Origin of the sequence: Variovorax sp. YR634, from assembly GCF_900106655.1 — a bacterium.
Lineage (GTDB): Bacteria > Pseudomonadota > Gammaproteobacteria > Burkholderiales > Burkholderiaceae_C > Variovorax.
In genome coordinates this window covers 54,300-80,545 of record NZ_FNOL01000027.1, presented here as the reverse complement: position 1 = coordinate 80,545, position 26,246 = coordinate 54,300, and the positions used below count along the sequence as shown (strand labels likewise).

Genomic DNA, 26,246 nt, shown 5'->3' with positions numbered 1-26,246 from the left:
CGCAGAAAGGGAGCACCACATGGCCAGAGTCGTCACTGCATACACGCCGCTTGCACCGGACCAGTTGCTGTTCCGTTCGATGCACGGCAAGGAAGGGCTGTCGGAGCTCTTCGAGTTCGAAGTGGACCTGCTGAGCCCCAACACTTCCGTCGACATGAAGGCGGTGCTCGGCAAGCCGCTCACTCTCGAGATCGTGACGATCGACGGGACGCCGCGCTACCTCAACGGGCAGATCACGCGTTTCACGATGATCGGCCGCGAAGAGAGCTCGTCGCGCTATGTGGTGTATCGGGCTCTGGTGCGGCCCTGGCTCTGGTATCTCACGCGCACCAGCGATTGCAAGATCTTCCAGAACAAGTCGGTGGTCGACATCCTGGACGAAGTGCTCGGCGAGTACGGGTTCGCGTTCGAGAAGAAGCTCAGCGCCACCTACCGCCAGCGCGACTATTCGGTGCAGTACCAGGAGACCGACTTCGCATTCGTGAGCCGCCTGATGGAGCACGAGGGCATCTACTACTACTTCAAGCACGAGAAGAACCAGCACACGCTGGTGCTGGCCGACGACATGGGTGCGCACGACACGCTGCCGGGCTACCCGCGCATCGGCTACCTCGCCACCGATCGCGCGGGCGAGACGGGCCGCGAAGTGATCGACCAGTGGGAGGTGACCGAGGAGATTCGCCCCGGCACCTTCGTGGTCGACGACTTCGACTTCAAGAAGCCCAAGGCCGACCTGCTCAACACGCGCAGCCAGCCGCGGGAGAACGATCACGGCCGCTACGAGATGTACGAGTGGCTCGGCGGCTACAGCGACGCCGGGGATGGCGAGCACTACGCGCGCATACGGCTCGAGGAAGCGCAGGCGCAGGCCGAGGTGGACACCGGTCACTCCAACGTGCGTGGCATGGCGCCCGGCTACCGTTTCAGCATGCAGAACGCGCCGCGCGACGAGGACAACAAGGAATACCTGATCGCCTCGGTGACGTACAACCTGCGCGAGGGCGGCTATGCCACCGGCAGCCCCGACGGTCTCTACAGCTTCGACTTCGACGTGCAGCCCACGTCGTTTCCGTTCCGCGCGCCGCGCGTCACGCGGATGCCGACCACGCACGGCCCGCAGACCGCCACGGTCGTGGGCCCGCCCGGGGAAGACATCTGGATCGACAAGTACGGCCGCGTGAAGGTGCAGTTCCGCTGGGACCGCTACGGCCAGCGCAACGAGGACAGCTCGTGCTGGGTGCGTGTGTCGAGCGCGTGGGCGGGCTCCAACTTCGGCGCGGTGAACCACCCGCGCGTGGGGCAGGAGGTCATCGTCGATTTCATCGCCGGTTGCCCCGACCGGCCGATCATCATCGGCCGCGTCTACAACGCCGACCAGATGCCGCCGCTCGAACTGCCGGCCAAGGCGACGGTCAGCGGCTTCATCAGCCGCACCATCAAGGGCGACGGCGAACTGGCCAACCACTTCGTGATCGACGACGACCCCGGCAGCGAGTCGATCAAGATGCACGCGCAGAAGGACTTCAGCCTCAGCGTAGAGAACAATGAAACGCACACCGTGGACGGCACGCGCGACACGGTGATCGAAGGCGCGGACACCTACACGACCAACACCTCGCTCAACGAGACGGTCAACGGGCCGCACACGCTGACGGTGAACAAGGGCGGGCCGCAGAAGATCACCGTCAACGGCGGCGACCAGTTCATCAAGGTGGATGGTGGCAATCAGCAGGTCGATGTCATCGGGAACCAGACCATCCATGTCACCGGCAAGCGCACAGACACGGTAGACAGCGGTGAAGAGCGAATCATCGGTACGTCGCTCAAGGAAGACATCGCGGGTCCGCAGACCACCAAGGTGGTCGGCCTGTACACCGAAGAAACCAAGGGCAAGAAGGTGACGGTCGACGGCGACGAGGACTATCTCGTCAAGGGGGCACAAAAGGTGCACGCGAACACGTCGTTGAGTGCGACGACGGATGGCCCCATGAACCTGGAAAGCACCGCGGCAGACATCTCGGTCAAGTCGCCGACCAAGATCGTCCTGGATGCGCCCCATGTCGAGGACAAGTCGGCAAAAAAGGTGACCTTCACGGACTGGGGTATTGCCTTCAAGGGCTTCAACATGGGGATCAACGGGGCCAACGTGAGCCTCAACGGCACTTCGCTGTTCGTGAACGGCCTGGTGACCAGCATTGCCGGGCTGAACCTGGGGTTCAACACCTACTCGCTCACGGGTGCGTTCATAAAGCTCGACCTGTATTCCGTCAGCCTTGCGGCGGGCACATTTTCCACCACCCAGACGACTTTCACGTGGGACAACGAGGCACAAAAAATCGATAACAACGGATACAGGGTGAACCTCTCGGGCTTCACCGTCTTTGTCTGAGCTTGGAGCGCGTGTTGGATCTTTTCGCTGTGTGGTTTACCAAGTACTGGTATCTGATTGTCCCCATCGCTGTCGTCGTGCTGCCAGCGTTCGTGGCGATCACGCTGGCCAAGCGCCATGCCTCCCACGTGATGCATATGCAGAGTGTGGTCAACCGCCGCGCGATGGGTGCGGATCTCGCCGAGCGAGTGCTTCGTACGGGCCAACCGGCCGTAGCGACGGTGCTCGAGAGCCATGACACGGGCATGCGGGCCGCGCGCATCTATATCCTCGTACGGCTCAAGTTCCAAGTACAGCCTGAGGGCGGATGGCCTGCCTTCGAGGCTGAACTGGTCGCCCCGATCAGCCCGGTGAAGCTCGCCGACTTCGCACCGGGGCGCTCCGTGAAGCTGCGCTTCGACCCGGTCTCGCACGAGATCGCCATCGATCAGCCGATGCGCTGAAGCGGGTCCGCTGCCCCATGAAGACCATCAAACCCTTTCGCCTGAGCATCCTCACGCGGCCCTTCCGGCGGCAGCGGCAAGACCACCTGGGCGTCTCGGTCTTCGCGATGGCCAGCCTGGCGCCCGAGCCCCTGCTGATGCCCGACCAGGATCTCTGGAAGCTGGCGGCCGACGAAATCGGGCCCGGCAACGTGCTGGACCTGTGCGTGCCCAAGATCGAGCCGGAGTGGCTGGTCAGCGGCTATGCGTACACGGCGCATCAGGACGACAAGACACTGTGCGCGGCCCAGGCCGTCTTCCATGGCCAGGCCAAGTCGTTGCTGGTGAGCGGTGATCGCTACTGGCTCGACGGCCGCGCCACGCCTGCGCAGCCTTTCGAGCGCCTGAGGCTGGATTGGGCGCATGCCTATGGCGGCCCGGGCGAGCCTGAAAACCCGGAAGGCATCGGCAGCTTCGATGAAACGATCAACGGCGTACAGACGCGCCGGCTTCCCAATGTCGAGTTGCCCGGCGCGCGTCAGGACGCACCCGGGCGGCGCATCGTGCCTGCGGGTTTCGGCGCCGTGCCTCCCGATCGGCCGCAGCGGCTCGCGCTGATGGGGCGCGCCTACGACCAGCAGTGGCTGCAGCACGAGTACCCGGGTTTCGCCGATGACATGGACTGGCGCTACTTCAATGCAGCACCTCCCGACCAGCGCCTGCCCGGCCAGCACGAATTGCCGCCGGGCGCCGCCTACGAACTGTGGAACATGCACCCTCGGCAGCCGGTGATGCGCGGCCAGCTGCCCGATTGGCAGGCGCGCTGCTTCGCCAGCTTTCAGAAAGATGGTGGCGCGCTGTCGGAAATTTCGCTGCACCTGAGCACGGCCTGGTTTTTTCCGCACGTCGAGCGCGTCATCCTGGTCTGGCACGGAGCATCGCCCATCGCAGAGGATGACGCGGCCGACGTCAAGCACGTCATGCCCGCGCTCGAGTTGCGCGGGCAGCCGCGGCCGCTCGCCCACTACCAACAGGTGCTGCAGCAGCGCATCGATCCAGCCAAGGCGGTGCTGGTCCTGCGCGACAGCGACCTGGTCCCCAAGGCGATCATGGGGCCATGGGCAGGCGACCAGATGCCCGATATCGCTTCGCTTCCGCTGGCGCGCAATCTGCACGCAGGCCGGCAGCGCGAGCGCGAACGCATGCGTGCCCGTCTGCTGGAGCAGGGCCTGGATCCCGAGCAGTATCTGCCGCCCGTGTCCGAACCGGATCTGCGGCCGCCTGCCTCCATGGACGATCTGCCAGACTTCGCCGAGAAGGCCGATCGAGCCCTCGAGCAGATGCGCGAGGCGGCCCTTGCCCGTGGCGCCGAGGGCCGGGCCAAGGCCGTCGCGCACGGGATGCCCGCTGCCATTCAACCCGATATCGATATCCCGCCGCTGTCGCAGATGGAACCGCGCAAGCTGTCCGACGAGATCAAGGCGAGCATCGACAAGGCCATGACCGAGGTGGAGGCGCGGACCGGCAAGCCTGTGCAGCGCCGATTCGACCCGGACCGCCTGCTGCGTGACCTCGCGCGCCTCGAGGAAGACGCCGCGCGCGAGCGCCGAACACCCCCCACATCCGACGAGGCCGCCGAAAGCGCGCGGCTGCGCGAGCAGGCTGGGCGCAGCATGCGCATGGGGCACCTCTACGGCGCACACCTGCTCGAGCCGGCGCCGCCGGTCAGCAGCCTGCGCTCCAGGCGGCTGCGTCGGCGTCTCGAGGCCGCAGCCAGCGGCGAGCGTCGTTTCGCAGGCATGAGCTTCGTCGGCGCCAACCTCTCGGGTCTGGATCTGCGCGGTGCCGACTTCACGGGAGCGAACCTCGAAGACGTCGACTTCAGCGACGCGCGGCTCGATGGCTGCAACTTCACGCGCGCGGTGCTTGCGCGGGCGCGGCTTGTCCGGGCTTCGCTCACCGATGCGCGGCTGGACGAGGCCAATCTGGGCGGCGCGCAATGCGAAGGGGCGAACTTCACGGCGGCCAGCTTCGTGCAGACGCGTTGCAGCAAGACCATTTTTCGTTCCTGCGTGCTGGCGAAGGCCGCGTTCAAGCAAGCCGATCTGTTCGAAAGCGAATGGGCGCGCTGCGATGCGCGCGGCTCGCACTGGGAGCAAATGGCGATGGTCAAGCTGGCACTGGAAGACATCGCTTTCGACGACGCCGCGTTCAAGCAGGTGAGCTGGATCGAGTGCAGCTTCAAGGGAACATCCTTCGTACGCGCCTCGCTGAACGCCTGTGCTTTCGTCGCCGTCGATGCGCGGGAGGGGGTCGACTTCACCGAGGCCAGCCTCGTGACCTGTTCCTTCGTTCATGGCTGCAGCTTTGTGCAGGCGGTGTTCTGCGCCGCTTCGCTCAGGCAGTGCGGCCTGCGCGGTGCCATATTGGTCGGCGCCGACCTCGCGAAGGCGCGCCTTGAAGGCTGCGACTTCTCCGAGTGCGACCTGCGGCGCGCGCGGCTGGAGGAGTTGCATGCCGGCGAGAGCCTGTTCATTCGCGCGGACTTGCGCGAAGCCTCGTTGCGCGGTGCCAACCTCATCGACGCCAATCTTTCCAAGGCCGACCTGCGCTTTGCCAGCCTGCAGGATGCCAATCTGTTTCGCGCCGACGTGTCACAGGCCGCCATCGACGGTTCGACCACCTTCATCGGCGCCTACACCCAGGGAGCCAAGACCTTGCCTGCAAGAAAGACTGAGCCGGTTCGATGACAGTGGAAGAACTTCTGGACAAGATTCGGCATGGCGAACCGGTGGTCAAGGCGAGTCTCGCGGGTCAGGACCTCAGCGGCGTCGACTTGTCGGGGGCACAGATGGAGCACGTCGACTTGAGCCGGACGAATCTGCGTGGCGCCAGCCTCGACGACAGTTCGCTGGCGCAATGCAACCTCGATCAAGCCAACCTGTCGGCGGCCAGCTTGAAAGGCGTGCGCGTGTTTCGGTGTCGGTTGGAGGCCGCGCAACTCGGCCGCGCGTTCATGCAGGACACCCAGTTTGTCGAATCTTCGCTGGCTCACGCGGATTTCGAGAAATCGCAAATGGAGCGCGTGGCTTTTCTCAGATGCGAGCTCGGGCATGCGGTGTTGAAGCCCGGCATCTGCGATCAGATCGTCATCACCGAATCACGGGTCGACCAGCTCGACTGCCGCGGGGCGAAGCTGCTGCACCTGATGTTCTTTCGCATGGATCTGCGCACGGTGGAGTTCGCCCAGGCCCAATGCGATGGCTCGATCTTGATGGAGTGCAATCTCGAAGGTCAGCGCTTGCCGCACACCGCCTTCCTGCGCTGCCAGTTCACCGACAGCGCGATGGCAGATGTCGATTTCAGCGGCGCCGTGCTGACCCAGAGCAACTTCAAGGGCGCCACGCTGACCAAGGCGAACTTCAGCGGAGTGGATGCCGCCCAGACGATGTTCCCGGAGGCCGATCTGCGTGAAGCGAATTGCAGCGATGCCATCTTCGATCAGTCGATCTGGGCCGACGCCAAACTCGAAGGTGCCGATTTCAGCCGCTCGCGCCTGCCGCTGAGCGTGTTCCATCGCGCGCAGGCGAAGGGTGCCAGCTTTCGCGACGCGGACCTGCACGATGCTGATTTTTCCTATGCCGCACTTCATGACGCGGATTTGCGCAATGCACGTTTTCTGCGCACCCGCTTTCATCGGGCCGCGCGCGCAGATGCGCGTTTCTCGGGAAGCGCTGGCATCATCGAAAACGATCCGGAGCTGTTCAAGGCTCAAGAGATCCTTCCGCTGCGCTGATGCCGCCAGGCCTGCCCGTTCCACTGTTTACCCATCGAAACAAGGAAATCTCCATGTCAGTCGTTTCACTGCGCAAAGCCTCGAAGCTGACGGCTCCGGTTCACTTCCAGGGGGTGGTCGCCGCATTGCTGCCGGATGGACGTGTCACCGTCGATGACGAGCAGGGTGCTGTCTGGGTTTGCCGGCGCGCGGCGAGCTGCCTGCTCAAACCGGCCAGCGGCGATACCGTGCTGGTGTCCGGTCCCGACAGCGCGCGAGCCTACCTGATCGCCGTGATCGAGCAGGCCGATGCGTCGTCAAGCTGCATCGAGGCGGCGGGCGACGTCACCTTCGCGTCTACCGGCAACGGCCGGGTGACCATCGCGAGTACTTCGGAGCTCAGGCTTCGCGCGGACAAGCGCTTCGTACTCAAGGCAGAAGAGGGCGAGTGTGACATCGGTGAACTGCGGCTGGTGACGCGCTCCGTGCAGGCCGCGGCAGGAAGCGTCCGGCTGGTCGGCAAGGTATTCGAGACCGTGGCCGATCGCATCGTGCAGATGGCGCGTCAGACGCTACGCCTGACGGATGAAGTCGACCAGGTGCGTGCGGGCCACATGGACTACAAGGCCAGCGAGACGGTGCGCATTCATGGCCACCACACGATGGTCACCGGCCAGGAGCTGGTGAAGGTGGATGCGGCTCAGATCCACATGGGCTAAGCGAGGAGGTACCAGATGTTTGCCAATTGTCAGCTCATGGGAATGGACATGGCATTCCCCGACGTCTGCAAGACGCCGGTGCCCATTCCATACCCGAACATGGCTATGGGGCCGATGGCTGTTCCGAATGCTTGGAACATCCTTTTCATGGCGATGCCGGCACACAACATGGCTACGACCACGCCAATCACCCTGGGGGATCAGCCCGGGGCGCTGGGTGGCGTTGTGTCGCAGACGTTCATGCAGCAATCGCGTCATGTGACAGGCGCGTTCACCGTGCTTCTCAAGGGTACGCCGGCCACGCGGGTTACCAGCATCACGACGCAGAACCGTTGCAACATCGTCGGCATGCGCATCGTGCCGAGCCAGTTCAAGGTGCTGATGCTGGCGCCCTGAGGGCGCGTCGATTCAGACCGGCCCTGCCAGCGTCACCTGCTGCGGAAAGCCCACCCACACGGCCAGCGCCGAGTAGTTGTCGCGCGATTCATCAGCCTTGGATTCGGCTGCGCGGCGAATCAGCGCGAGCCATTCTTCCGCGCTGTCGGCCAGCTGCAATGAGCGTTCCATCACCTGCTGCGAGATCAACTGCCAGAGCCCATCCGTGCACAGCAGGAAGGCGTCGCCATCGGCCAGGCGTTGTGGCGCCGTGATGGTGGCTTCGGCCGTGGCGCGCGCACCCAGCGCGCGGTAGAGCAGGTTGGTCTTCACCAGGCGCTCGCCGCCGTTCTGGTGGCTTGCGGCCGCATCGCCCGACCGCTCCGACAGGCTGTGGTCTTCTGTGCGCTGCATCAGCGCGCCGCGGCGGAACCAGTAGAGGCGGCTGTCGCCCACGTGGGCCCAGCAGGCTTGGTTGGTTATGCGGTCGATGAACAGCGACACGAAGGTCGCGCTCATGCGGCTCTGCTCTGTGAGTTCGCGCTGCTTCGCAAGAATGGCGTCGTTGGCCGCCTTCACGCAGCGCTGGATGTTGTCGGCGGCCAGCGACGGGGCGTCGACGAAAGTGTCGAGGGCGGTGTCGACCGCGATGCGCGAGGCCAGCTCGCCGCCTGCGTTGCCGCCGACGCCGTCGCTCACCACGAAGCAGCCGTTGCGCTCGTCGAGGTGGTAGCCGATGGCGTCCTGGTTGCCGCTGCGTTCGCCCACGCAGGAAAACTGCGAGGTCGAGATGGGCACGGCGAAAGAGCGGGTGGCTTCAAGCACGGCGCGCCTCCTTCAGCCGTTCCATTTCCTTGTCGTAGGCCTGCTGGAAGGCACGGCCGAAGACGGCCTGGAAGTCGTCTTCGACGGCCGCTGTCGTTTCGGTGTGCAGCTGCTGGAGCTCGCGCCACAGGCGCGCCTCGCGACCGCCGGGCAGCAGCTTCTCGCCCAGGCTGCCGTCGTGCGGGGTTTCGCGGCTCAGCGCGGCGGGGTCGAAGCGCTTGAGCAGCGTGAGCAGCGCGGCGCGCATGCCGGCGACCATGCCGAGCTGGTGCGACTGCAGGTCGCCGAGCGCGTCGTGCACGGCGGCTTCGGGCGGCAAAAAGCCGGGCATGCGCGCGCCGAACATCTGCATCAGCACGGCGCGGCCGTTGGGCAGGATCTTGAACGGGTTGTTCTCTTCGTCCACGATCATCGTGATTTCAGCGCGCACTTCGCGCTTGAGCATGGCGCGCGAGGACAGCAGCTCGATGGTGCCGTCGGTGAAGGCCCGCATGATGCGGCCCAGGCGCTGCATGGCTTCGATGTCGAGCGGTTGCTGGCCGGCGACTTCGGGGACGCCTGCGCCTTCGAGAAAGGCCTTGAAGAGGGCTTCCGATGAGGACGATGGGGCTGCGGGCTGTTGTGTCACGAGCTGCGCTACTGGTGCGGCGACGAGTGCGGCAGCGGGCTCGGCGGCCACGGGCGGGGCCACGACAGGCGGCGGCTCGGGCGGGCTCTCTTGCACCACGGGCGGTGGTGCAGGAGGCGGCGGAGGTGGTGGCGGCGGAGCGGGCGCAGGCGGCGGTGGCGGCGGTGGCGGCGGTGGCGCCTCTACCTTCACAGGTTCGACGGCGGGCACGGGTGCCGGCGCAGGTGCTGGCACCGGCATCGCCACCGGAGTCGGCGGACGGAACTGAGCCGCCACTTCCCGCGTATGGTTCGAATGGCTGTACCCCTGCACGGCTGGTCTGTTGTTCTGCAACAGGTCGAGCGCGGGGTGCGTGTCGCCCGGCAGCATCGGGTCGGTATGCGTCAGCGCGGTGGGGCGCGGATCGGTCAGCGGCGAGTACGCGCTCTCGTCGGCTGCGAAGAAAGAAAGCGGATCGACACCGCGCTTGAGCGCCATGTCCGACATGTCGTTGGCCGCGTCGGGGTTCAGCTCCGCGAGCGGATCGACCGGGTTGCGGCGCGCCTGCGACGGCAACTCGAAGGGCTCGTGCGCCATCGGGTCGGGCATCGGCGCGGGCGTGCTGTCGACGCGGCGCGGTGCGTTGGCGAGGATGGCGTCCCAGTCAGCCGCAGAAGGGATCTGTGACGAGGCGAGGGTCGGGCTCACCTTGGGTTGCGGCGCCGGCGGTGGCGCGGACGGCTGCAAAGGGGCAGCGAAGGACTCGCGCGGCGCCGGAGCGAATGCGGGCGGCTGCATCGGTGGCGGCACGGGCGTTGCCTGCCGCGGCGGTGGCATCGCCACCGTGGGTTGCGTGTCGCCGATGGGCAATGCGCCTTCGCCGAACAGATCGGAGAACACGTCGGATGCGCCGGAGGACGGCAGCAGTGCGTCGATGGGGCTCGCCGACATCGGCGCGGCCATTGGCGGCTGCATCGATTGCAGCGGCGGCGGGGGAGGAGGTGGCGGTGGCTGAACCGCAGCCGCTACGGGCGCCGCGCGCTGCGCGCTCGCGGCCTCCAGCACATAGCTTCCGATCGCGACGCGGTCGCCATCGGCCACGCGCGCTTCCTGCTCGTGCGCGAGCGTGTGTCCGTTCACGCTGATCGGCAGCACCGCGCTCATGTTGCGCAGCACCGCCACGCCATCTTCGTCGAAGCGCACGGTGGCCTGCAGGCGCGAGATCTGCCGCTGCTCGTCGGGCAGCACGAGGTGGTTGTCGGGGCTGCGTCCGATCGTTCCGCCGGGCGCGGCGAGCAATGCCGAGGGGCCCACGGTCACCGGCCTGCCGGCATGTTCGATCACTGTCCAACGCATGGCTTCTCCGTGTTCGTCGTCTCGCGCCGCCACACTGGTGCGGCCGCGATGTTCTTCATCAACGCTTCATTCGCTTGGCGGCCTCGAACGCGGGGCCCCACACCGGATGCTTGCGCTCCGCCACGTTGAGCTCGAAGGTCGGGAACGCATCGAGGATCTTGCGGAACTGGTTGCGGCACTCGGCGATCTGGTTGGCCACGCAGTAGCTGAAGGCCTCGAGCTTCATCGCATCGAGCCGGGTGCCCGGCTCGGCACCTTCGAATACCGACACGCCGCCACTCTTGAGCGTGCTGACGGCCTTGGCATAGTCGCCTTCGTCATACGCTTGCTGCGCCTTCTCGAGCGTGGTGCGCGCCACTTGCTGGCTCAGTCGTTCGGGTTGCGGCGCGGGCTCTGGCGGCGGTGTGGTCGTGCAACCCGCGACCACGAAAAGAGCGAACGCCAAAGCAGGCAGACATGACTTCAATCTTCTCTCCTACCTTGCAAAAGGAATGCTTGAGATAGTGTGCCGCTGTGTTGCGACATGCACGTTATGCGCCATCGTAAGTGCGCATGACTTCGATAATATAGGCCGCGAACCCTCGGGGAGATTTCAATGCATCGACGAAGCTTGCTACAAGGCGCACTTGCCACCACACCGTTGTTTGCGGGCCTCATCGGCGGATGCGCATCGACAGCCAAGTCCATGCCCACGCCCTATGCCGTCACAGTCAAGATCGACGACGGCGTCAACCCCGACGGACGCGGCCAGGCCGCACCCATCCTCGTGAAGGTCTTCGAACTGAAATCTTCCGGTAACTTCGAAACCGCAGACTACTTTGCACTACAGGATCGCGACCGCGAGACGCTCATGACCGAGCTTGTCAACGCCGACCAGGCCATCATGCGCAGCGGCGAAGAGCGCGTGTTCAAGCGCGAGGCAGGACTCGACTCGCGCGCCATCGGCATCATTGCGGGCTATCGCAAACTCGAGGCCGCACGCTGGCGCATCGTGTTGCCGCTGAAGGAGCCGAAGCAAACCAACCTGTACAAGGTGTGGCAGTTTTCGCCGAGCGAGCAGGCCGTGCACGTTGCCGTGCGCAAGACGGGCATAGAGCTGCTACCAAGTCGTTAACTTTCGGCTTGGGGTGCTGGCCTGCTAGTACGAAAGTGCGAGAAATTCTTGAGCGAAATGCGGTGCAAAACGTAAGACGCGCCGTGTAGCATCAGGAGCAAAACAAGTGGACCGGGAGGCCGCTCCTCAGCGCATCTCCCGCTTCGATGTGAGCACTCCCCAGGAGGTCTTTTGGTGACAGTTCGCAATTCGGGCGCCGCAAAGAATGGCGCCCATCCGCAGGCATTGGCGAATCGTGTGGTGTGGTCCGAAGGGATGTACCTGCGGCCGCAGCATTTCCAGCAAATGGAACGCTATGTCGAGCAATACGTGACCCGGCGCACCGCAGGCCTGCAAGGCGCCTATTGGGGTTGGCTGAGTCTGGAGATCGACCGCGACGCGTATGCGCTGGGCCGCGTGTCTCTGCTCGGCGGCGCGGGCGTGATGCCCGACGGCACGCCGTTCTCGTTCGGCGCCGAAGACGCGCCGCTGCCTTATGAAGTGCCGACCGATCTCACCGACGAGCTCATCGTGCTCGCACTGCCGTTGCGCAGGCCCGGCAGCGAAGAGGTCATCTTCGCGGAAGACGAAGGCTCGGCCGCGCGCTTCGGCGTGATCGAGCGCGAAGTGAACGACGGCAATGCGGTTGCTCTCGGCCCCGCCGTGCTGCAGCTCGCAGCGCCGCGCTTGCGTCTTGCGCGTGCTTCCTCGCTCACCGCTGAATGGCAAGCCATCGGCGCGGTGCGCGTGATCGAGCGGCGCACCGACCACAAGCTGGTGGTCGATGCCAACTACATTCCGCCGGTGCTCGACGCTTCTGCGCACGCAATGCTGCGCAGCATGATCGCGGAGCTGCACGGCCTGCTCACGCAGCGCTCCGAGGCATTGGCCTCGCGGCTGTCGCAGCCGGGTCGCGGCGGGGTGAGCGAGGTCTCTGACTTCCTTTTGCTCGAGCTGGTCAACCGCTACCTTGCGCTCACGTGGCATTCGCAGCAGGCGGTGCAGGTGCACCCAGAAAACCTGTTCGTCGACTGGCTCAAGCTGGCCTGCCATCTGGCCACGCACACGTCGCCCACGCGCCGTCCGGTGCTGTGGCCGATATACGACCACGACAACCTCAACGAGTGCATCCGCCCGCTGCTTGAAGAGCTGCGGCGTTCGCTGTCGGCGGTGCTCGAGCAGAGCGCGATCGCCATCGAACTCGAAGAGCGCAGCCACGGCGTGCGCGTGGGCCGCATGCCCGACCCGGTGCTTGTGCGCAACGCGGGCTTCGTGCTCGCGGTGCATGCCGACCTGCCGGCCGATGCAATTCAGCAGCGCTTCCCCACGCAGGTGAAGATCGGCTCGGTCGAGCGCATCCGCGATCTCGTGCAGCTGCAACTGCCCGGCGTGGTGGTGCGGCCGCTGCCGGTGGCGCCGCGGCAGATTCCGTACAACGCGGGCTACCACTATTTCGAACTCGACAAGAGCGGCGACATGTGGCGCCAGCTCGAAAAATCGGGAGGCGTGGCGATGCACCTGGCCGGTGACTTTCCCGGGCTTGCCATGGAGTTCTGGGCCATCCGTCCGTGAGGGACTCTATGAACGGTGTCAACGACATGGCCGTCGGTCCGGGAGGCTTCGTGCCGCCGAATCCCGGCGGCGGCAATGCAATGGGCGACGCAGGCGGCATGCCGAATGCCTCGCGCGGTGGTAGCGGCCTTGGCGCGCAGCCCGAGTCCTTCACCGCATGGCACGACGCGCGGCGCCCGCACGCGGGCGACACGGCGCTCGCGGGCAACAACCCGCTGGTGGCGGCCGCCAATCCGCTGCTCGACCTGATTCCGCAGATCCGCGCCACCGGCCACCATCCCGCGCCGGCGCAGCTGCGCGAGCACCTCGTCGACGAGGTGCGCCGCTTCGAAACGCGTGCGCAGCAGGCGGGTATTTCGCCCGAAGTGATCATCGGTGCGCGCTACTGCCTGTGTACGGCAGTCGACGAGGCCGCCGCGCTCACGCCGTGGGGCGGCAGCATCTGGTCGTCGCAGAGCCTGCTGGTGATGTTCCACAACGAGACCTGGGGCGGCGAGAAGTTCTTCCAGCTGCTGTCGCGCCTGGTGCAGAACCCGCAGCAGCACCTGCACCTGATCGAGCTCATCTACTTCTGCCTGGCCATGGGTTTCGAGGGGCGCTTTCGCGTCATCGACAACGGCCGCACGCAGCTCGAAACTCTCAAGCAGCGGCTGCTGCAGATCATCCGGCAGACGCGCGGCGAAATCGCCGTGCCGCTGTCGCCGCACTGGCAGGACGCGAGCGCACCCGTGCGTCGCACGCGCAACTGGCTGCCCGTGTGGGCGGTGGGCGCGGTGGCGGCGGTGCTGCTGCTCGTCGTGTTCGCGCTGCTCACCTTCAACCTTGCTGGCCATTCCGACGGTGCCTTCGCGGCCGTCAACGCGGTACGTCTGCCGCAGACCGCGCGCGCCGTGGTCATGCCAGCGCCGACGCCGCGCCTGCAGCGCTTTCTCGAACCAGAGATCCGCGACGGCCTGCTGACCGTGCGCGACGAGGCCGATCGCAGCGTGGTGGTGCTGCGCGGTGACGGTCTGTTCGCCTCGGGCTCCGACCGCGTGCTCGACCGCTATGCGCCGGTGCTCGCGCGCGTGGCCGATGCGCTCAACGCCGTGGACGGCAACGTGCTGGTCAGCGGCTTCAGTGACGACCAGCCGATCCGCAGCGTGCGCTTTCCCTCCAACTGGCAACTCTCGCAGGCCCGCGCCGACGCGGTGAAGAAAATGATCGCCACGCGCCTTGCGCGCCCCGAACGCCTGCGCGCCGAAGGCCGCGGCGATGCCGACCCGCTCGTGCCTAACGACTCCGCGGCCAACCGCGCGCGCAACCGGCGCGTCGAGGTGACGCTGCTGGTGGCGCCGGTGGCCGGCGTGCCCGCCAACTCTGCGCCACTTGCCGCTCCAGCAGCACCGCAGGCCGGAGGCACCCGCTGATGTTGCGCGCCATCTTTCGTTTTCTCATCAGCCGCGATCTGTGGGTCTTCCTGGGCCTGGTCGCGCTCGCCTTCCTGATCTGGATCATCGGCCCGGCCATCGCGGTGGGCCGCTACCGCCCGCTCGAAGACGAGATCGTGCGCATCGTGGTCATCGCGCTGATGTTCGCGATCTGGATCGCGCGCGTCATCTATCGCAAGTGGCGCGAGCGCCGGCTCAATGCGCAGCTGCTCAACCAGCTGCGCACCCCTTCCAAGAAAGAGAAGGAAGCCAAGCCCGAGGACGCGCCCGAGATCAAGGAGCTGCAAAGCGGCTTCACCGACGCCACGGCCATCCTGAAGAACATGCGCTTCGGCGAAGGGGCCGACGGCAAGTCCGGTGGGCGCTTCTCGCTGTTCGACCGGCAGTACCTGTACCAGCTGCCCTGGTACATCTTCATCGGCGCGCCGGGCTCGGGCAAGACCACAGCGCTGGTGAATTCCGACCTCGACTTTCCGCTGGCCGACCAGCTCGGCAAGGCCGCCGTGCGTGGCATCGGCGGCACGCGCAACTGCGACTGGTGGTTCACCAACGAAGCAGTGCTGATCGACACAGCCGGCCGCTACACCACGCACGAGAGCAACCGCGAAACCGACGAGGGCGAGTGGAAGGGCTTCATCGATCTGCTGAAGAAGTTCCGCCCGCGCCAGCCGATCAACGGCGCGATCCTCACCATCAGCATTGCCGACCTGCCGCTGGCCGACGACGCGCAGCGCGCGCGCCATGCGATGGCGCTGCGCAAGCGGCTGCTGGAGCTGCGCAACGACCTGGGCATCGACTTCCCGGTGTACGTGCTGGTCACCAAGACCGACCTGCTGGCCGGCTTCAACGAGTACTTCGGCTCGCTGGGCCGAGCTGAGCGGCAACAGGTGTGGGGCTTCACCTTCCCGATCCAGGGCAACCCGGCGAACAAGGCCGGCAAGGGAGCGGCCCCTGTGGGTAGCGGCGACCTGCGCGAGCGCTTCCACCAGGAATACAAGCTGCTGCACCAGCGCCTGGACGAGCGCCTGCCCGAGCTGCTGGCGGCCGAGTCCGACCCGATGCGCCGCGCGCAGGCCTACCTGCTGCCGCAGCAGTTCGCGAGCTTCGAGGACATCCTCGGCACCTTCCTGGCCGACGTGTTCAACCCGTCGAAGTTCGAGGCCGCGTCGATGCTGCGCGGTGTGTACTTCACCAGCGGCACGCAGGAAGGCACGGCCTTCGACCGCGTGATGGGCGCCATCAAGCGCTACCTGCAGGTCAACGCGCCGCCGGCGCCGCCGCCGGGCCCGGGCAAGAGCTACTTCCTGAAGGAGCTGCTGCAGCAGGTGATCTTCCGCGACGCTGGCGTGGCCGGCACCAACCTGCGCTGGTACCGGCGCAAGCGAGCCATCGACATCGCGGGCTACAGCGCCATCGGCGTGCTGCTGGTGCTGTTCCTGGGTGCCTGCGTGAACAGCTGGCGCAACAACAAGGACTACGTGGCCGAGGTCGACACCAACGCCAAGGCCTTCAACAAGGCAGCCGCGCGCGGCGAGCTACCCACGGTGGTCGATTCGAGTGGCGACATCGCCAGCTCGCTGCTCATCCTCGACAAGTTGCGCGACCTGCCGAAGTCCAGCCACTTCGACATCGGCGATCCGCCCACGTCCTACCGCTTCGGCCTCTACCAGGGCGAGAAGCTGCAGGCCGCAACTGATGGCGTGTACCAGCGCGCGCTGGAGACGGTGCTGCTGCCGCAGGCCGCGCAGCGCGTCGAGCAGTCGCTGCGCGACGCCGCGAAGATCGACGCCGAATACAGCTACGAGGCGCTCAAGGCGTATCTCATGCTGTATGACGCAGAGCGCTACGACGCCGACTTCCTGCAGGCCTGGCTGCTCGCCGACGTGGACCGCAAGATCGGCGCCTCGCTCACGCGCGAGCAGCGTGCGAACCTCGAATCGCACCTGAAGGCGCTGTTCGTGGGCCGCGTGCTGACCTCGCCGTTCGCAAAGGACGACCGGCTCATCACGCAGACGCGCGAGCGCCTGGCCGGCGTGCCGCTGGCGCAGCGCTCGTATGCGCGGCTGCGCCGCATCCTGCTGCAGACCAGCCAGCCCAATGCCTTCACCATCGCCGAGGCGGGCGGCGCCGAATCGGCACTGGTCATCCGCCGTGCGAGCGGCAAGCCGCTGACCGACGGCATTCCCACGCTGTTCACCTACCGCGGCTACTGGGACATCTTCGACAAGCGCATCGCCGAGACCACGCTGTCGCTCGAGCAGGAAGACCGCTGGGTGCTGCAGATCCGCGCGCCCGGCATCACCGACATCACCTCGCGCGAGTTGCTGCTGCGCGAAGTGCGCCGGCTCTACCTCACCGACTACATCAAGGTGTGGGACGACTACCTCGTCGACATCCGCCTGGCCGACAGCCGCTCGCTGCTGCAGAGCATCCAGATGACGCGCGTGCTCTCGACCGCGGAGTCGCCGATGTCGCGGCTCATCCGCGGCGCGGCGCGCGAGACCGACCTGCTGCGCAACCACGACGAGGCCGCGCGCAGCCTGCTCGACCAGGCGCAGAACCGCGTGCAGAGCACGCGCGAGCGCATCGAACAGCTCATCGGCCAGCCCGACGGCAGCCAGCGCCGCAACACGCGGGTGGACCGCCCCGAGTCGCTGGTGGACAACCACTTCGAGCCGCTGCGCCGCATGGTGACCGCGCCCAAGCAGGGCGGGCAGGCCCCCATCGACGCGACGGCCGCGCTCATCAATGAGCTCTACAACTACCTCACCGCCACCGACACCGCGCTGCGCAGCGGCAACATCCCGCCGACCAGCGATTCGGTCACCAAGGTGCAGGCGGAAGCCGGGCGCCTGCCGGTGCCGTTCCAGGGGATGCTGAACGACCTGTCGGCCACTGCGTCGTCGAAGGCGGCGGCAGTGACTCGGCAGAACATCGGGCAGAGCGCGGCGGCGAGCATCGGCTCGTTCTGCAACCAGGCGATCGCGGGGCGCTATCCGTTCACGCGTGGATCGAACCGCGACGTGGCCTCGGGCGACTTCGCGCAGCTGTTCGCGCCGGGCGGGATGATGGACGACTTCTTCCAGAAGAACCTCGTCACGCAGGTCGACACCTCGGTCAATCCGTGGGCTTTCAAGCGTGGCGTGGACGGCAGCGCGGCCGGCCGCTCGGCGTACCTTGATTCGTTCCAGAAGGCGCAGGCCATCCGCGACGTGTTCTTCTCGGGCATGGCGGGTGGGCGCACGCCCTCGTTCACCATCGACATCCGGCCCGAGGACATGGATGCAGCGCTCACGCAGTTCACGCTCGACGTCGACGGGCAGACGGTGCGCTACGCGCACGGTCCGCAGGCGCCCAGCACCATCAAGTGGCCCGGCCCGCGCAACAGCAACCAGGTGCGCCTGCAGGTGACCACCGCCAACGGCACGCCGGCCGGCGGTATCGTGACCGAAGGGCCGTGGGCGCTGCACCGGTTGTTCGACAAGGCCTCGATCTCCGCGGGCAGCTCGCCCGAATCGTTCAACGCCAGCTTCGACCTGCAGGGCAAGAAGGTCGTGCTCGCGGTGACGGCCAACAGCGTCTACAACCCGCTGCGCCTGCCGCAGATGAACGGCTTCTCCTGCCCGGGGAAATCCTGAAATGAACAGCAGCATTCCTCCTCAGGCCTGGGTGCCAGTCGACGAACAGATCGGCTGGTACGGCAAGCTGCCGGCAGCCGGCGACTTTCTCTACCGCCGCATGCCGCGCGAACTGCAGGCGTGGTGGGACCGCTGGATGCAGAACGGCCTGGGCAGCTTCAAGCGCTGGCCCGATGCGATGACGCGGCACTACGCCGTTGCGCCGGTATGGAACTTCGCGATTCCCGCCACGCAGGGCGTGGACGCCGTGCAGTTCGGCTGCATTGCGCCGAGCTGCGACCGCGTGGGCCGCTACTACCCCGTGTGCATCACGCTGCAGGTGGCCGCGCAGAACTACCGCCCATCGGTGCTCGAAGGCTCGGCCGCGTGGTACCGGCAGTGCGGCACCGCGCTGCTGCAGGCCATCCGCCACGGCGTGGCGCCCGACCAGTTCGACAGCCAGGTGCTGGCCGCGGGCCGTGCCGGTTTCCAGACCGCCAGCGGCGGCTCGGACGACATCCTCTCGATCCTCGGGCCTACAGCCGGTGGCGCGAGTGCCCAGCAGCCCCTGGGCTGGCCAGAGCTTCCACTGTGCTTCGACCCTTTCGGCAGCACCAGCTACTGGTGGACCAATCAAGCCGACGGATCGCCGTTGCGGACCGCTGCCCATGGCGGTGGCCTCAACACACCGCTGTTTTCCAAGTTGTTTTCGCAGGGGCATGTGCCATGGGCATGAAGAAGAGCCAGACCGGCCATAGGGGCCACAGCAGTCCCGCAGGAGGAGAAGCATGACGACGACGCACGGCATCGGAAGCCCGCCGGCCGAGACGGATGACGAACGGCCGCACCCGCTGGGCGTGAACCACCGGCTGGCCGAATTCGAGCTGCTGGAGGTGATCGGCGAAGGAGGCTTCGGCATCGTCTACCGCGCCTACGACCACTCGCTGCAGCGCGAGGTGGCCATCAAGGAATACATGCCCTCGATGCTCGCGCGCCGCGTGGGCGACAACAGCGTGCACGTGCGCTCCGAGCGGCTCACGGCCACCTTCCAGGCGGGCCTGCGCAGCTTCATCAACGAGGCGCGCACGCTCGCGCAATTCAGCCACCCGGCGCTGGTGCGCGTGCATCGCTTCTGGGAGGCCAACTCCACCGCCTATATGGCGATCCAGCTCTACAAGGGCCGCACGCTGCGCCGCCTGGCCGAGGACGAGCCGGGCAGGATCACCGAGCCCTGGCTGCTCGGCATGCTGGGGCCGCTGCTGGGTGCGCTGGAGACGCTGCACCGCAGCCAGTGCTTCCACCGCGACATCGCGCCCGACAACATCTTCATCCAGCAGGATGACCTGCCGGTGCTGCTCGACTTCGGCGCGGCGCGCAAGTCGATCGCCGACCTCGTCGACGAAGTGGCGGTGATGGTGAAGTCGGGCTACTCGCCCATAGAGCAGTACGCCGACGACAACACGCTGCTGCAGGGCGCGTGGACCGACATGTATGCGCTGGGGGCAGTGCTGTACCGCGCGGTCACGGGCCATCCGCCGCCTTCGGCCGTGGTGCGCAGCGTGCAGGACGCCTACGTGCCCCTGTCGTCGATGGGCCGCGACGACCTGAGCCCGAGCTTCTGCACCGCGGTCGACCACACGCTGGCCGTGCACAGCAAGGACCGCACGCAGACCGTGGCTGCCTTCGCGGCCGAGCTGGGGCTTGTGAAGCTCGGCGACATCTACGTGAGCGGCATGAGCGCCCCGACGGTGATCATTCCCGCGGCGCCCGTTTCGGCGACGCCGCCACCTCCGCCGCTGGTGCCGCAGCAGTTCTCGCCGATGTCGGCACCGGTGCCGTTGGAGCCGATGCCGGTGGCAGCGCCGGAGCAGCCGAGGGCCGCGCCTACACCAGTGCCGGCGCCCGCACCGCGCGTCGCACCGCAGGACCGCAGCAAGGCGCAAGGGCACAAAGCCGCAGCACCAACCGCGCAGAAGAACAAGCTCAAGCGCCCGCCGTGGGGCATGGTGGGCGCGCTGCTGATCGCGCTAGTGGCCGTGGGCAGCTGGATCGGCCTGCGCCTGACCTCGGGCATGCAGCCGCAGGAGACCAAGACCGCGATGGTGCCGGTGCCGCCTCCGGCCGCGCCGATGTCGAGCAACACCGCGCCGCCGGCGGCAATGCCACCGGCCACCACCACCGATGGCGTGCCGGCCGCGCCTGGAACGCCTGCGGCCGGCGGTAGTGCAGCAGCGCCGCTGCCCGCCGCACCGGCCAGTGCGCCCGCCGCGACGGCCACGGCGCCGCTGACACCGCTGGAGAACGTCCCGGTCGGCCCACCGGCCGCGCCGCCCGAATCCGCGCTGGCCACCGCCGAAGCCGAGGACTGGAACCTCGCGCAGACCGAGAACACGCGCGAAGGCTACGAGGCTTACCTGCGCCGCTACCGCCGCGGCGTGCATGCGCGCGAGGCGCGCAATGCAATCGCCGAAATCAACCGGCTCTCGCCGCCGTCAGTGCCCGTCGCGCCCGGCACGTTGCCGCCGGGCACCACGACGACGACCGTGGCGGGTGCCACACCCGCCGGCACGCCGGGCGCACCTGCAGCCGCTCCCGCCACGCCTGCGGCGTCGCCCGGCATGGGCCGGGTGGTGTTCAACGTCCGCCCCTGGGGCCAGGTGTTCGTCGACGGCGCGGACCGCGGCGTGAGCCCGCCGCTCAAGTCGCTGTCGCTGCGCCCGGGCATCTACAACATCGAAGTGCGCAACGGCGACCTAGAAGTGTTCCGGCAGCGCGTGACGGTGCAGGACAGCAAGTCGGCGCCTGTGGTGAGCCACGAGTTCAAGTAGTACGGTCTGCGCCGCGGCTGGCTCCCGCGTTCATTTGGCGCCGCGCAGTGCCCTGCGGTACTGCACCGCCTCCGCCACATGCGCCGCTTGCACCGCATCCGCCCCTGCCAGATCGGCGATCGTGCGCGCCACCTTGAGCGCGCGGTGCGTGCTGCGCGCCGACCAGCCGAGCTTGTTCGCCGCGTTGAACATGAACTTGCGCGCCGCGTCGTCGAGCACGGCATGCCGGTCGATGGCAGAGCCCTGCAGCGACTGGTTGGCGTGGCCTTGCCGCCGTATCGCACGCTCGCGCGCATCGACCACGCGGGTGCGGATGCTGTCGGTCGATTCACCGGGCGGCGCTTCGAGCAGCAGCTGCGCCGACACCGCCGGCACTTCGATGTGCAGGTCGATGCGGTCCAGCAGCGGGCCGCTGAGCTTGCCCTGGTAGCGCGAGTGTGGGAAATCAAAATTACACGGTCTTGACCACTAGTGAAATCAATCACTTACGCACTTTCTATGTGGCTGCGCGCTCCCTCGGGTTTCAAAGTTAGCTAGCTTTTCCCACTATCGGATCAAAGTTATTTGACTCCCCAAGATTGGGCGCTGGTGTAGCCCAGCTTGCTGAACAACGGGGACTCAGATCTAAGCCGCGCGAGCCAGCTTCCGTCGAGATCTTCGGCGAACTGGGGCACGATCACCCACGTCGGCAGACGGCGCACTCTGCGTGAAGTTGAGTTCCGAAGACGCATTCGCGCTCAATCTGGGAGTTCTCGAGGGCCACATCGAGTTTGCGGTCCAATGGAAACCATGGCTTATTTCTTCGCTAATCAAGGTTCGTCCTTTGAGTTTCTACGCAATGAGGGGTACATGTTCACCACGTACCTCGACCGTGACGGCGTGCGAACACCGAATGTGCTACCGCTTGAAAACATGGCGCCGGGCGACACGGTCATCATTAACTTTGATGGCCTCGTTGGCACAGCCAAGGTTATCTCCAAGGTGCCGGACTTCCCGATGACGAAAGAATTCGCGTTTGCGACCAACACGCTGGAGGGCCGGTTCCATAAACCGGAATCGGCACAGTGGAAGGCCGGAATGAAAGGGCTTCGCGTGAACGCCACATATGAGCCGCTCCCATCCAAGATTAGATACCAGGACTTCGCAGCGCAGATCCTAAAAGCACAAGCCGAATCCTCAAGATCGCGGCAGCCATTCGACGTTAACGGTAATGCCAACCAAGGAACCTTCTACTGGCTCGACATGCCGCTGGCGCGAGTGCTCTTGGAGATTGTTGGTCGGCCGCTGCCGACGATCCCTGGCCCGCCGACACCGCCTCCCGAGACACATGGCCCTTACGTGGCGAAGTTCGCTTCACGCCTGATTCGTCCAGAGCAGAGCGCCTTTCGCGATCTTATGCTGAAGATCTGGAAGAAGTGCCCAGTGACGGGAATCCAGAATCCGGCTCTCCTTGATGCGGCGCACTTCGAGGATTGGCGCTATCACAACGGCGAGAGCGCTGGCATGCTGCTCAATACACTTATCCATCGTGCGGTAGATCGCGAGGTGATGGAGATTAAGCTCGATCCCTCGGGCAAGAAGTGGCGCGTTAGCGTGCTCGTGAAGGACGACGTGTACATCAACCAGTTTGATCGAGCCGAGTTTCCGAATCCGCTGGCGCTGTAGGCGACTCGCTGACGCGCGACAATGAACCCATGCCAACCCGTACGAGAGTGTTCGCGGGTGGGAAAAAGGTTATGAGTTCGACCCCATGGCTTTCATGGCTTTTTTCAGGGCCATGAACTCCATACGCAGGGACTCGCGAATCTCGTCGCGGTCGAGTTCGACTGCGGTTTCATCCGCCCACGTCTCGTACATGCTTTCGAGCCATGGCTGACGGGTATCAAAATTCTCGACTGCGTAGTGGAGCCAACTCTCGTAGCCCTTGGGCGGTGGCAATGGTTTCTGAATGGTGAAGAGGGATCTCCTTGATGCCACCGGACACTGGAAGGTCCGGGGCACATACGGTAGCTAACAAGTGGGGCCTTTGCAATCATTGTCAGACGCAACACCCTTTTCGCAACGACCCACTGCAAAATCTGACCATGAAAGACAATAGCTCGCTGCGGCGCTTGGCGAATCGTGTGCACGTGGCGATCCACGATATCCAACAAGCTCAGAAGTTTGCCGAGATCTTCAAAGGGCTGCGTTCTAGCCCAGCTAGGCTCGCGACGAGTCACGCTGATGAGCTAGATAGCGCCTTGGGAATGGCTGCTATCGTCAGCTACGCCCGGCCTTTCAATACGTCAAGATCTGACGGGATAGCCGATCGGTACCTCAAGCCCAGCGAGCTGCAGCTCTTCGATGGCTACCCGGCGCATCAGGCGGAGCACGATCATGCCATTCTGCTTCGCGACCAGGTTGTGGCGCACTCTGACTGGACGCATCGTTTCTCTCTGGAAGGAGTTCCAGATAACTGGTCTGAATCCGTGCGCTATCTGGTGGTGTTTGACACCAAGCTGCTACTTGCAAACTTCCATTCGTTTCTCGATCTCACGCGGCATGTGGAAATGAGGCTCGTGTCGCTGCTCATGTCGCTTGAAAGGGAAATCCGAGAACCTCCGAGCCCGCCCGCCAGCATCATAGGTGCTGATGTCAATGCAACTGACGGGGCGAGGTCACGGACTCGAATGGATGCGCGCCTTATCAGCAGCCGTTGGTCATTGCTGGAGCGCATCCTTGGACGCGCTCTTGCTGGTTACTGCGAGATCGGCTTCAGATAGATTTCAACGCGGCGATTTTGTGTGCGCCCGTCTTCGGTGGCGTTGCTAGCCACCGGTTGCGTCTCGCCTCGACCTTCGGTCGTGAGGCGTGCGCTCTTCACGCCGCGGTCGACCAGATAGGTCCCCACGCTTTGCGCGCGACGCTGCGACAGCGTCATGTTGTGCTCTGGATTGCCAGTGCTGTCCGTGTGACCAACCACACGCGCATTGATATTGGGTTCCTGCGAGACGGTTTGAGAAACTCCATCGAGCACGCTGCGAAACGAAGATTTGATGGTGGCGCTGTCGGTATCGAAGGTCACCTGGCTTGGGATGTTGAGCTTCAATGAGCCATCCGGCTGATCGACGATCTGCGTGCCGGTGCCGGCTGTCTGGCCGCTGAGTTTGTTGCGGATGTTGGTCCAGTTGTAGCCGACGCCTGCACCGACCGCTGCGCCCACCGCGGCACCGATGGCAGTGCCCTTCTTGTCGCGACCGATGAGATTGCCCACCCCCGCGCCGACAACTGCACCTGCGCCAGTGCCGACGGCCGTGTGAGTCCCTTGCTCGGTTGCACAGCCTGCGGCAAGTGCGGCAACGATGGCGAGCGAGATCAGTTTGGTTTTCATAGTCTTCCCTTTTCAATGGTTTGAGTTTGGATTGACAACCCTGGCGAACTCCCGGGCCGAAGTGCAATCTGAAGAAGACAACTCGTGCATGTATGCCTTGGCCGACAGCCAGGACTGCCTTTGGAACATTGATGTGAACCTGCTCCTTTTAAATGTGAAATAGGTCTCGCGTGGTACCGCTGGTCACAGTTCAAAAGAGTGACCCGTCAACCGGATCACGGCGAGGACGTTGGCTGCAACATGCACGTGCTTTCGTGCGATCCGTGAGGTGCAATTTTGAAAAAAACTCTGTTCTTGCTGGCCGTTGGTCCTGTCTTCGCGGTATCGGTCTTTGCACAGAAGCCACCTGCTGCTGCGGCGGTACCCAGTCCTGCTGCTTCTGCGGCTCAAGCTGCACCCGCAGCCCCTGCTGCTGCCACGCCGACCACCACCGCTCCTGCGGCCAAGCCCGTGGCCACGCCTGCGGCGGCCGCTCCGGCTGCAGGCGCCACCGCGGGTCAGGTGTGGGTGAACGGCAAGGTCTATCACTGCGCGAGCGACAAGTACTTCGGCAAGACCAAGCGTGGCTCGTACATGTCCGAAGCAGATGCGAAGGCCAAGGGCGCACACGTCGCCCATGGCAAGGCATGTTGATCTTTGGAGCGACCGATCGGATCGCGCAGAAGCCCGCCTCGTGCGGGCTTTTTTTGCGCCCGCTGAATGCCTCTCCCCTCCGAACATGGCAATCCCATCGTCGGCACACCGACCGTGTGGTGAGCGCGACATCGAAGCCGACTAACGGCGGGCATCGGTCACAACGGCTGGCGCCATTGCAGCCATGGACCGGCGCATGCTTCAATCTGAAGTCAATCCAACGGAGCTCACAATGAAGCGAGACTGGGACCTGATCCGCAAGCTGTTGACCGCCATCGAAGAGGAAGAAGATTTCCTGGCCGATTCACCGACCCAGCCGAAGTGGCTGGAGCAAACTGAAGAGGCGTACATCACGGAATTGAAAGCCTTCCGCACGGCTGAAGGGCGGCTCTTTGGGCACTTGGAACTGCTTCTCGATAACGGCTATTCCGAGGGTTTCGAGGTTATCAGGATGGGGGATGGCGGCTTCGCCTTCAGCCTGAGCGCACCGCGCCTGACGATGGCCGGGCACGATCTGCTTGACACCATGCGTTCCTCGAAGGTGTGGGAATGGATCAAGTCGACAGCCAATACCAAGGGCGTCGAGTTGTCCTTTGATGCAGTGAAAGCCCTCGGAGCATTGGCTCTAAAAAATGTCCTCGGCTAGCACCAGAAGAACGGCTGCCGAAGTTCATCGAAGAGGTCTACAACGCCAAACGCCTGCACTCGGCGCTCGGTTACCGCCCTCCCAACGAATTCGAATCCCAACTTGTTGATTTCCACTTCGAAGTGCCCCAGTTTTCCATGAGACCTTGAGCTGCATGCAGCACGCAACCTGCCTGATGAACAACGGCAGAAAGACATTGCGGCGGGTCAGCCCTCGATGGAAATTCGGATCAATCGAGCGCGGAAATTCACAATGGTTCGCTTCACGCTCCTTCCAGGTCAACCCTTATAGCGAGCAGATACTGGCAACCCTGCGCGCAGGTACGGGTGCGGCCTGGCAAAAGCTCTCCTGGCTGCAATACCTGCGGTGGGTCGCCAACTCCGATTCGCGCTACGCGGACCCTGGTCTCGTCGAGCGCGATCTGCGAGAGATGGACGAGCGTTGGGGCGAAGTCAATGACGAGTTGCGGATCTTGCTGACGGACCGTTTCAACAATGGCAGCCACGTGCGATGGTGGATTAATGCTTTAAGTGAAGGCTTGGGGAGAAGGTAGATCTCGATGTGTAGGATTGCCTTCGTGGCCTGATTC

General features: G+C 65.1%; 21 protein-coding genes and 2 pseudogenes. 17 read left to right on the top strand and 6 right to left on the bottom strand.

From position 1 onward, the window contains the following. The first annotated feature begins 19 nt into the window (after positions 1-19). From BLV60_RS30040 to BLV60_RS30015, 6 genes are read left to right on the top strand one after another with little or no spacing between them, the layout of a single operon-like run. Positions 20-2,389 (top strand): type VI secretion system Vgr family protein, encoded by a 2,370-nt coding sequence (locus BLV60_RS30040; protein ID WP_093058957.1) that lies wholly within the window; start codon positions 20-22, stop codon positions 2,387-2,389. Positions 2,390-2,403: 14 nt separating this feature from the next. Then, positions 2,404-2,832 carry a hypothetical protein gene (locus BLV60_RS30035; RefSeq protein WP_143042656.1) on the top strand — a complete coding sequence of 143 codons (429 nt, stop codon included), beginning with the start codon at positions 2,404-2,406 and terminating at the stop codon, positions 2,830-2,832. A 17-nt stretch (positions 2,833-2,849) separates the two neighbouring features. Then, the gene (locus BLV60_RS30030; RefSeq protein ID WP_093058955.1) at positions 2,850-5,561 is read left to right on the top strand and encodes a DUF2169 family type VI secretion system accessory protein; all 2,712 of its coding nucleotides are present in this window, start codon (positions 2,850-2,852) and stop codon (positions 5,559-5,561) included. Then, the gene (locus BLV60_RS30025; RefSeq protein WP_093058954.1) at positions 5,558-6,607 is read left to right on the top strand and encodes a pentapeptide repeat-containing protein; all 1,050 of its coding nucleotides are present in this window, start codon (positions 5,558-5,560) and stop codon (positions 6,605-6,607) included. The genes BLV60_RS30030 and BLV60_RS30025 overlap by 4 nt, the downstream gene beginning before the upstream one ends. A 53-nt stretch (positions 6,608-6,660) precedes the next feature. Further along, on the top strand, positions 6,661-7,305 hold the full coding sequence (locus tag BLV60_RS30020) for a DUF3540 domain-containing protein (protein WP_093058953.1): 645 nt from the start codon (positions 6,661-6,663) through the stop codon (positions 7,303-7,305). A 15-nt stretch (positions 7,306-7,320) separates the two neighbouring features. After that, entirely contained in the window at positions 7,321-7,701 is a 381-nt protein-coding gene (locus tag BLV60_RS30015) for a DUF4150 domain-containing protein (protein ID WP_093058952.1), read from the top strand. 12 nt (positions 7,702-7,713) lie between these two features. Here the strand turns inward: BLV60_RS30015 and BLV60_RS30010 are convergent, their stop codons facing one another. From BLV60_RS30010 to BLV60_RS30000, 3 genes are read right to left on the bottom strand one after another with little or no spacing between them, the layout of a single operon-like run. Further along, complete coding sequence (locus tag BLV60_RS30010) at positions 7,714-8,505, bottom strand: PP2C family protein-serine/threonine phosphatase (RefSeq protein WP_093058951.1); 792 nt, start codon at positions 8,503-8,505, stop codon at positions 7,714-7,716. Continuing rightward, entirely contained in the window at positions 8,498-10,468 is a 1,971-nt protein-coding gene (gene tagH / locus BLV60_RS30005) for a type VI secretion system-associated FHA domain protein TagH (protein ID WP_093058972.1), read from the bottom strand. The genes BLV60_RS30010 and tagH overlap by 8 nt, the downstream gene beginning before the upstream one ends. A 58-nt stretch (positions 10,469-10,526) precedes the next feature. Next, positions 10,527-10,913, bottom strand: a complete 387-nt coding sequence (locus BLV60_RS30000; RefSeq protein ID WP_256217027.1) for a TssQ family T6SS-associated lipoprotein — start codon at positions 10,911-10,913, stop codon at positions 10,527-10,529. 150 nt (positions 10,914-11,063) lie between these two features. On the opposite strand from BLV60_RS30000, the gene tssJ reads away from it, so the two are divergent. The 6 genes from tssJ (at position 11,064) to BLV60_RS29970 (ending at position 21,008) form a co-directional block, all read left to right on the top strand. Then, positions 11,064-11,582, top strand: a complete 519-nt coding sequence (tssJ, locus tag BLV60_RS29995) for a type VI secretion system lipoprotein TssJ (RefSeq protein WP_093058949.1) — start codon at positions 11,064-11,066, stop codon at positions 11,580-11,582. 255 nt (positions 11,583-11,837) lie between these two features. Then, on the top strand, positions 11,838-13,133 hold the full coding sequence (tssK, locus tag BLV60_RS29990; protein WP_256217028.1) for a type VI secretion system baseplate subunit TssK: 1,296 nt from the start codon (positions 11,838-11,840) through the stop codon (positions 13,131-13,133). Positions 13,134-13,141: 8 nt separating this feature from the next. After that, complete coding sequence (locus tag BLV60_RS29985) at positions 13,142-14,542, top strand: DotU family type VI secretion system protein (protein WP_093058947.1); 1,401 nt, start codon at positions 13,142-13,144, stop codon at positions 14,540-14,542. Continuing rightward, positions 14,542-18,201, top strand: coding sequence for a type VI secretion system membrane subunit TssM (gene tssM, locus BLV60_RS29980; RefSeq protein WP_093058946.1), 3,660 nt, complete (start codon positions 14,542-14,544; stop codon positions 18,199-18,201). Before BLV60_RS29985 ends, tssM begins: the two co-directional genes overlap by 1 nt. Before the next feature lies 1 nt (position 18,202). Next, the gene (tagF, locus tag BLV60_RS29975; RefSeq protein ID WP_093058945.1) at positions 18,203-18,916 is read left to right on the top strand and encodes a type VI secretion system-associated protein TagF; all 714 of its coding nucleotides are present in this window, start codon (positions 18,203-18,205) and stop codon (positions 18,914-18,916) included. Between the two features lie 52 nt (positions 18,917-18,968). Beyond that, the gene (locus BLV60_RS29970) at positions 18,969-21,008 is read left to right on the top strand and encodes a serine/threonine-protein kinase (protein WP_093058944.1); all 2,040 of its coding nucleotides are present in this window, start codon (positions 18,969-18,971) and stop codon (positions 21,006-21,008) included. Positions 21,009-21,038: 30 nt separating this feature from the next. On the opposite strand, the pseudogene BLV60_RS29965 reads toward BLV60_RS29970, so the two are convergent. Next, positions 21,039-21,443, bottom strand: a pseudogene (locus BLV60_RS29965) (ATP-binding protein); the annotation flags it as partial. A gap of 345 nt (positions 21,444-21,788) precedes the next feature. Here BLV60_RS29965 and BLV60_RS29960 point away from each other — a divergent pair. Continuing rightward, on the top strand, positions 21,789-22,673 hold the full coding sequence (locus BLV60_RS29960) for an HNH endonuclease signature motif containing protein (RefSeq protein WP_093058942.1): 885 nt from the start codon (positions 21,789-21,791) through the stop codon (positions 22,671-22,673). A 69-nt stretch (positions 22,674-22,742) separates the two neighbouring features. Here BLV60_RS29960 and BLV60_RS34735 read toward each other — a convergent pair whose 3' ends face one another. After that, complete coding sequence (locus BLV60_RS34735; RefSeq protein WP_256329635.1) at positions 22,743-22,865, bottom strand: hypothetical protein; 123 nt, start codon at positions 22,863-22,865, stop codon at positions 22,743-22,745. 227 nt (positions 22,866-23,092) lie between these two features. Here BLV60_RS34735 and BLV60_RS29950 point away from each other — a divergent pair, with 227 nt between their 5' ends. Further along, positions 23,093-23,770: a hypothetical protein gene (locus tag BLV60_RS29950; protein WP_093058941.1), complete on the top strand. Its 678-nt coding sequence runs from the start codon at positions 23,093-23,095 to the stop codon at positions 23,768-23,770. Here BLV60_RS29950 and BLV60_RS29945 read toward each other — a convergent pair. Next, complete coding sequence (locus tag BLV60_RS29945) at positions 23,746-24,378, bottom strand: YiaD family glycine zipper/OmpA-like lipoprotein (protein ID WP_093058940.1); 633 nt, start codon at positions 24,376-24,378, stop codon at positions 23,746-23,748. The genes BLV60_RS29950 and BLV60_RS29945 overlap by 25 nt on opposite strands. 348 nt (positions 24,379-24,726) lie before the next feature. Here BLV60_RS29945 and BLV60_RS29940 point away from each other — a divergent pair. From BLV60_RS29940 to BLV60_RS29930, 3 genes and pseudogenes are all read left to right on the top strand, one after another. Further along, a pseudogene (locus BLV60_RS29940) lies at positions 24,727-25,011 on the top strand (signal peptide protein); the annotation flags it as partial. A 232-nt stretch (positions 25,012-25,243) separates the two neighbouring features. Next, entirely contained in the window at positions 25,244-25,657 is a 414-nt protein-coding gene (locus tag BLV60_RS29935; RefSeq protein WP_093058971.1) for a DUF2513 domain-containing protein, read from the top strand. A gap of 154 nt (positions 25,658-25,811) precedes the next feature. Continuing rightward, entirely contained in the window at positions 25,812-26,210 is a 399-nt protein-coding gene (locus tag BLV60_RS29930; protein WP_093058938.1) for a hypothetical protein, read from the top strand. The last annotated feature ends 36 nt before the right edge of the window (positions 26,211-26,246 follow it).

Coding starts and splice junctions, on each gene's coding strand:
- tssJ (WP_093058949.1), top strand. CDS start 11,064: ATGCATCGACGAAGCTTGCTACAAGGCGCACTTGCCACCACACCGTTG.
- BLV60_RS30030 (WP_093058955.1), top strand. CDS start 2,850: ATGAAGACCATCAAACCCTTTCGCCTGAGCATCCTCACGCGGCCCTTC.
- BLV60_RS34735 (WP_256329635.1), bottom strand. CDS start 22,865: ATGTACGAGACGTGGGCGGATGAAACCGCAGTCGAACTCGACCGCGAC.
- BLV60_RS29985 (WP_093058947.1), top strand. CDS start 13,142: ATGAACGGTGTCAACGACATGGCCGTCGGTCCGGGAGGCTTCGTGCCG.
- tssK (WP_256217028.1), top strand. CDS start 11,838: ATGTACCTGCGGCCGCAGCATTTCCAGCAAATGGAACGCTATGTCGAG.
- tssM (WP_093058946.1), top strand. CDS start 14,542: ATGTTGCGCGCCATCTTTCGTTTTCTCATCAGCCGCGATCTGTGGGTC.
- BLV60_RS30025 (WP_093058954.1), top strand. CDS start 5,558: ATGACAGTGGAAGAACTTCTGGACAAGATTCGGCATGGCGAACCGGTG.
- BLV60_RS29950 (WP_093058941.1), top strand. CDS start 23,093: ATGAAAGACAATAGCTCGCTGCGGCGCTTGGCGAATCGTGTGCACGTG.
- tagF (WP_093058945.1), top strand. CDS start 18,203: ATGAACAGCAGCATTCCTCCTCAGGCCTGGGTGCCAGTCGACGAACAG.
- BLV60_RS29970 (WP_093058944.1), top strand. CDS start 18,969: ATGACGACGACGCACGGCATCGGAAGCCCGCCGGCCGAGACGGATGAC.
- BLV60_RS30040 (WP_093058957.1), top strand. CDS start 20: ATGGCCAGAGTCGTCACTGCATACACGCCGCTTGCACCGGACCAGTTG.
- tagH (WP_093058972.1), bottom strand. CDS start 10,468: ATGCGTTGGACAGTGATCGAACATGCCGGCAGGCCGGTGACCGTGGGC.
- BLV60_RS30020 (WP_093058953.1), top strand. CDS start 6,661: ATGTCAGTCGTTTCACTGCGCAAAGCCTCGAAGCTGACGGCTCCGGTT.
- BLV60_RS30015 (WP_093058952.1), top strand. CDS start 7,321: ATGTTTGCCAATTGTCAGCTCATGGGAATGGACATGGCATTCCCCGAC.
- BLV60_RS29930 (WP_093058938.1), top strand. CDS start 25,812: ATGCAGCACGCAACCTGCCTGATGAACAACGGCAGAAAGACATTGCGG.
- BLV60_RS29945 (WP_093058940.1), bottom strand. CDS start 24,378: ATGAAAACCAAACTGATCTCGCTCGCCATCGTTGCCGCACTTGCCGCA.
- BLV60_RS29960 (WP_093058942.1), top strand. CDS start 21,789: ATGGAAACCATGGCTTATTTCTTCGCTAATCAAGGTTCGTCCTTTGAG.
- BLV60_RS29935 (WP_093058971.1), top strand. CDS start 25,244: ATGAAGCGAGACTGGGACCTGATCCGCAAGCTGTTGACCGCCATCGAA.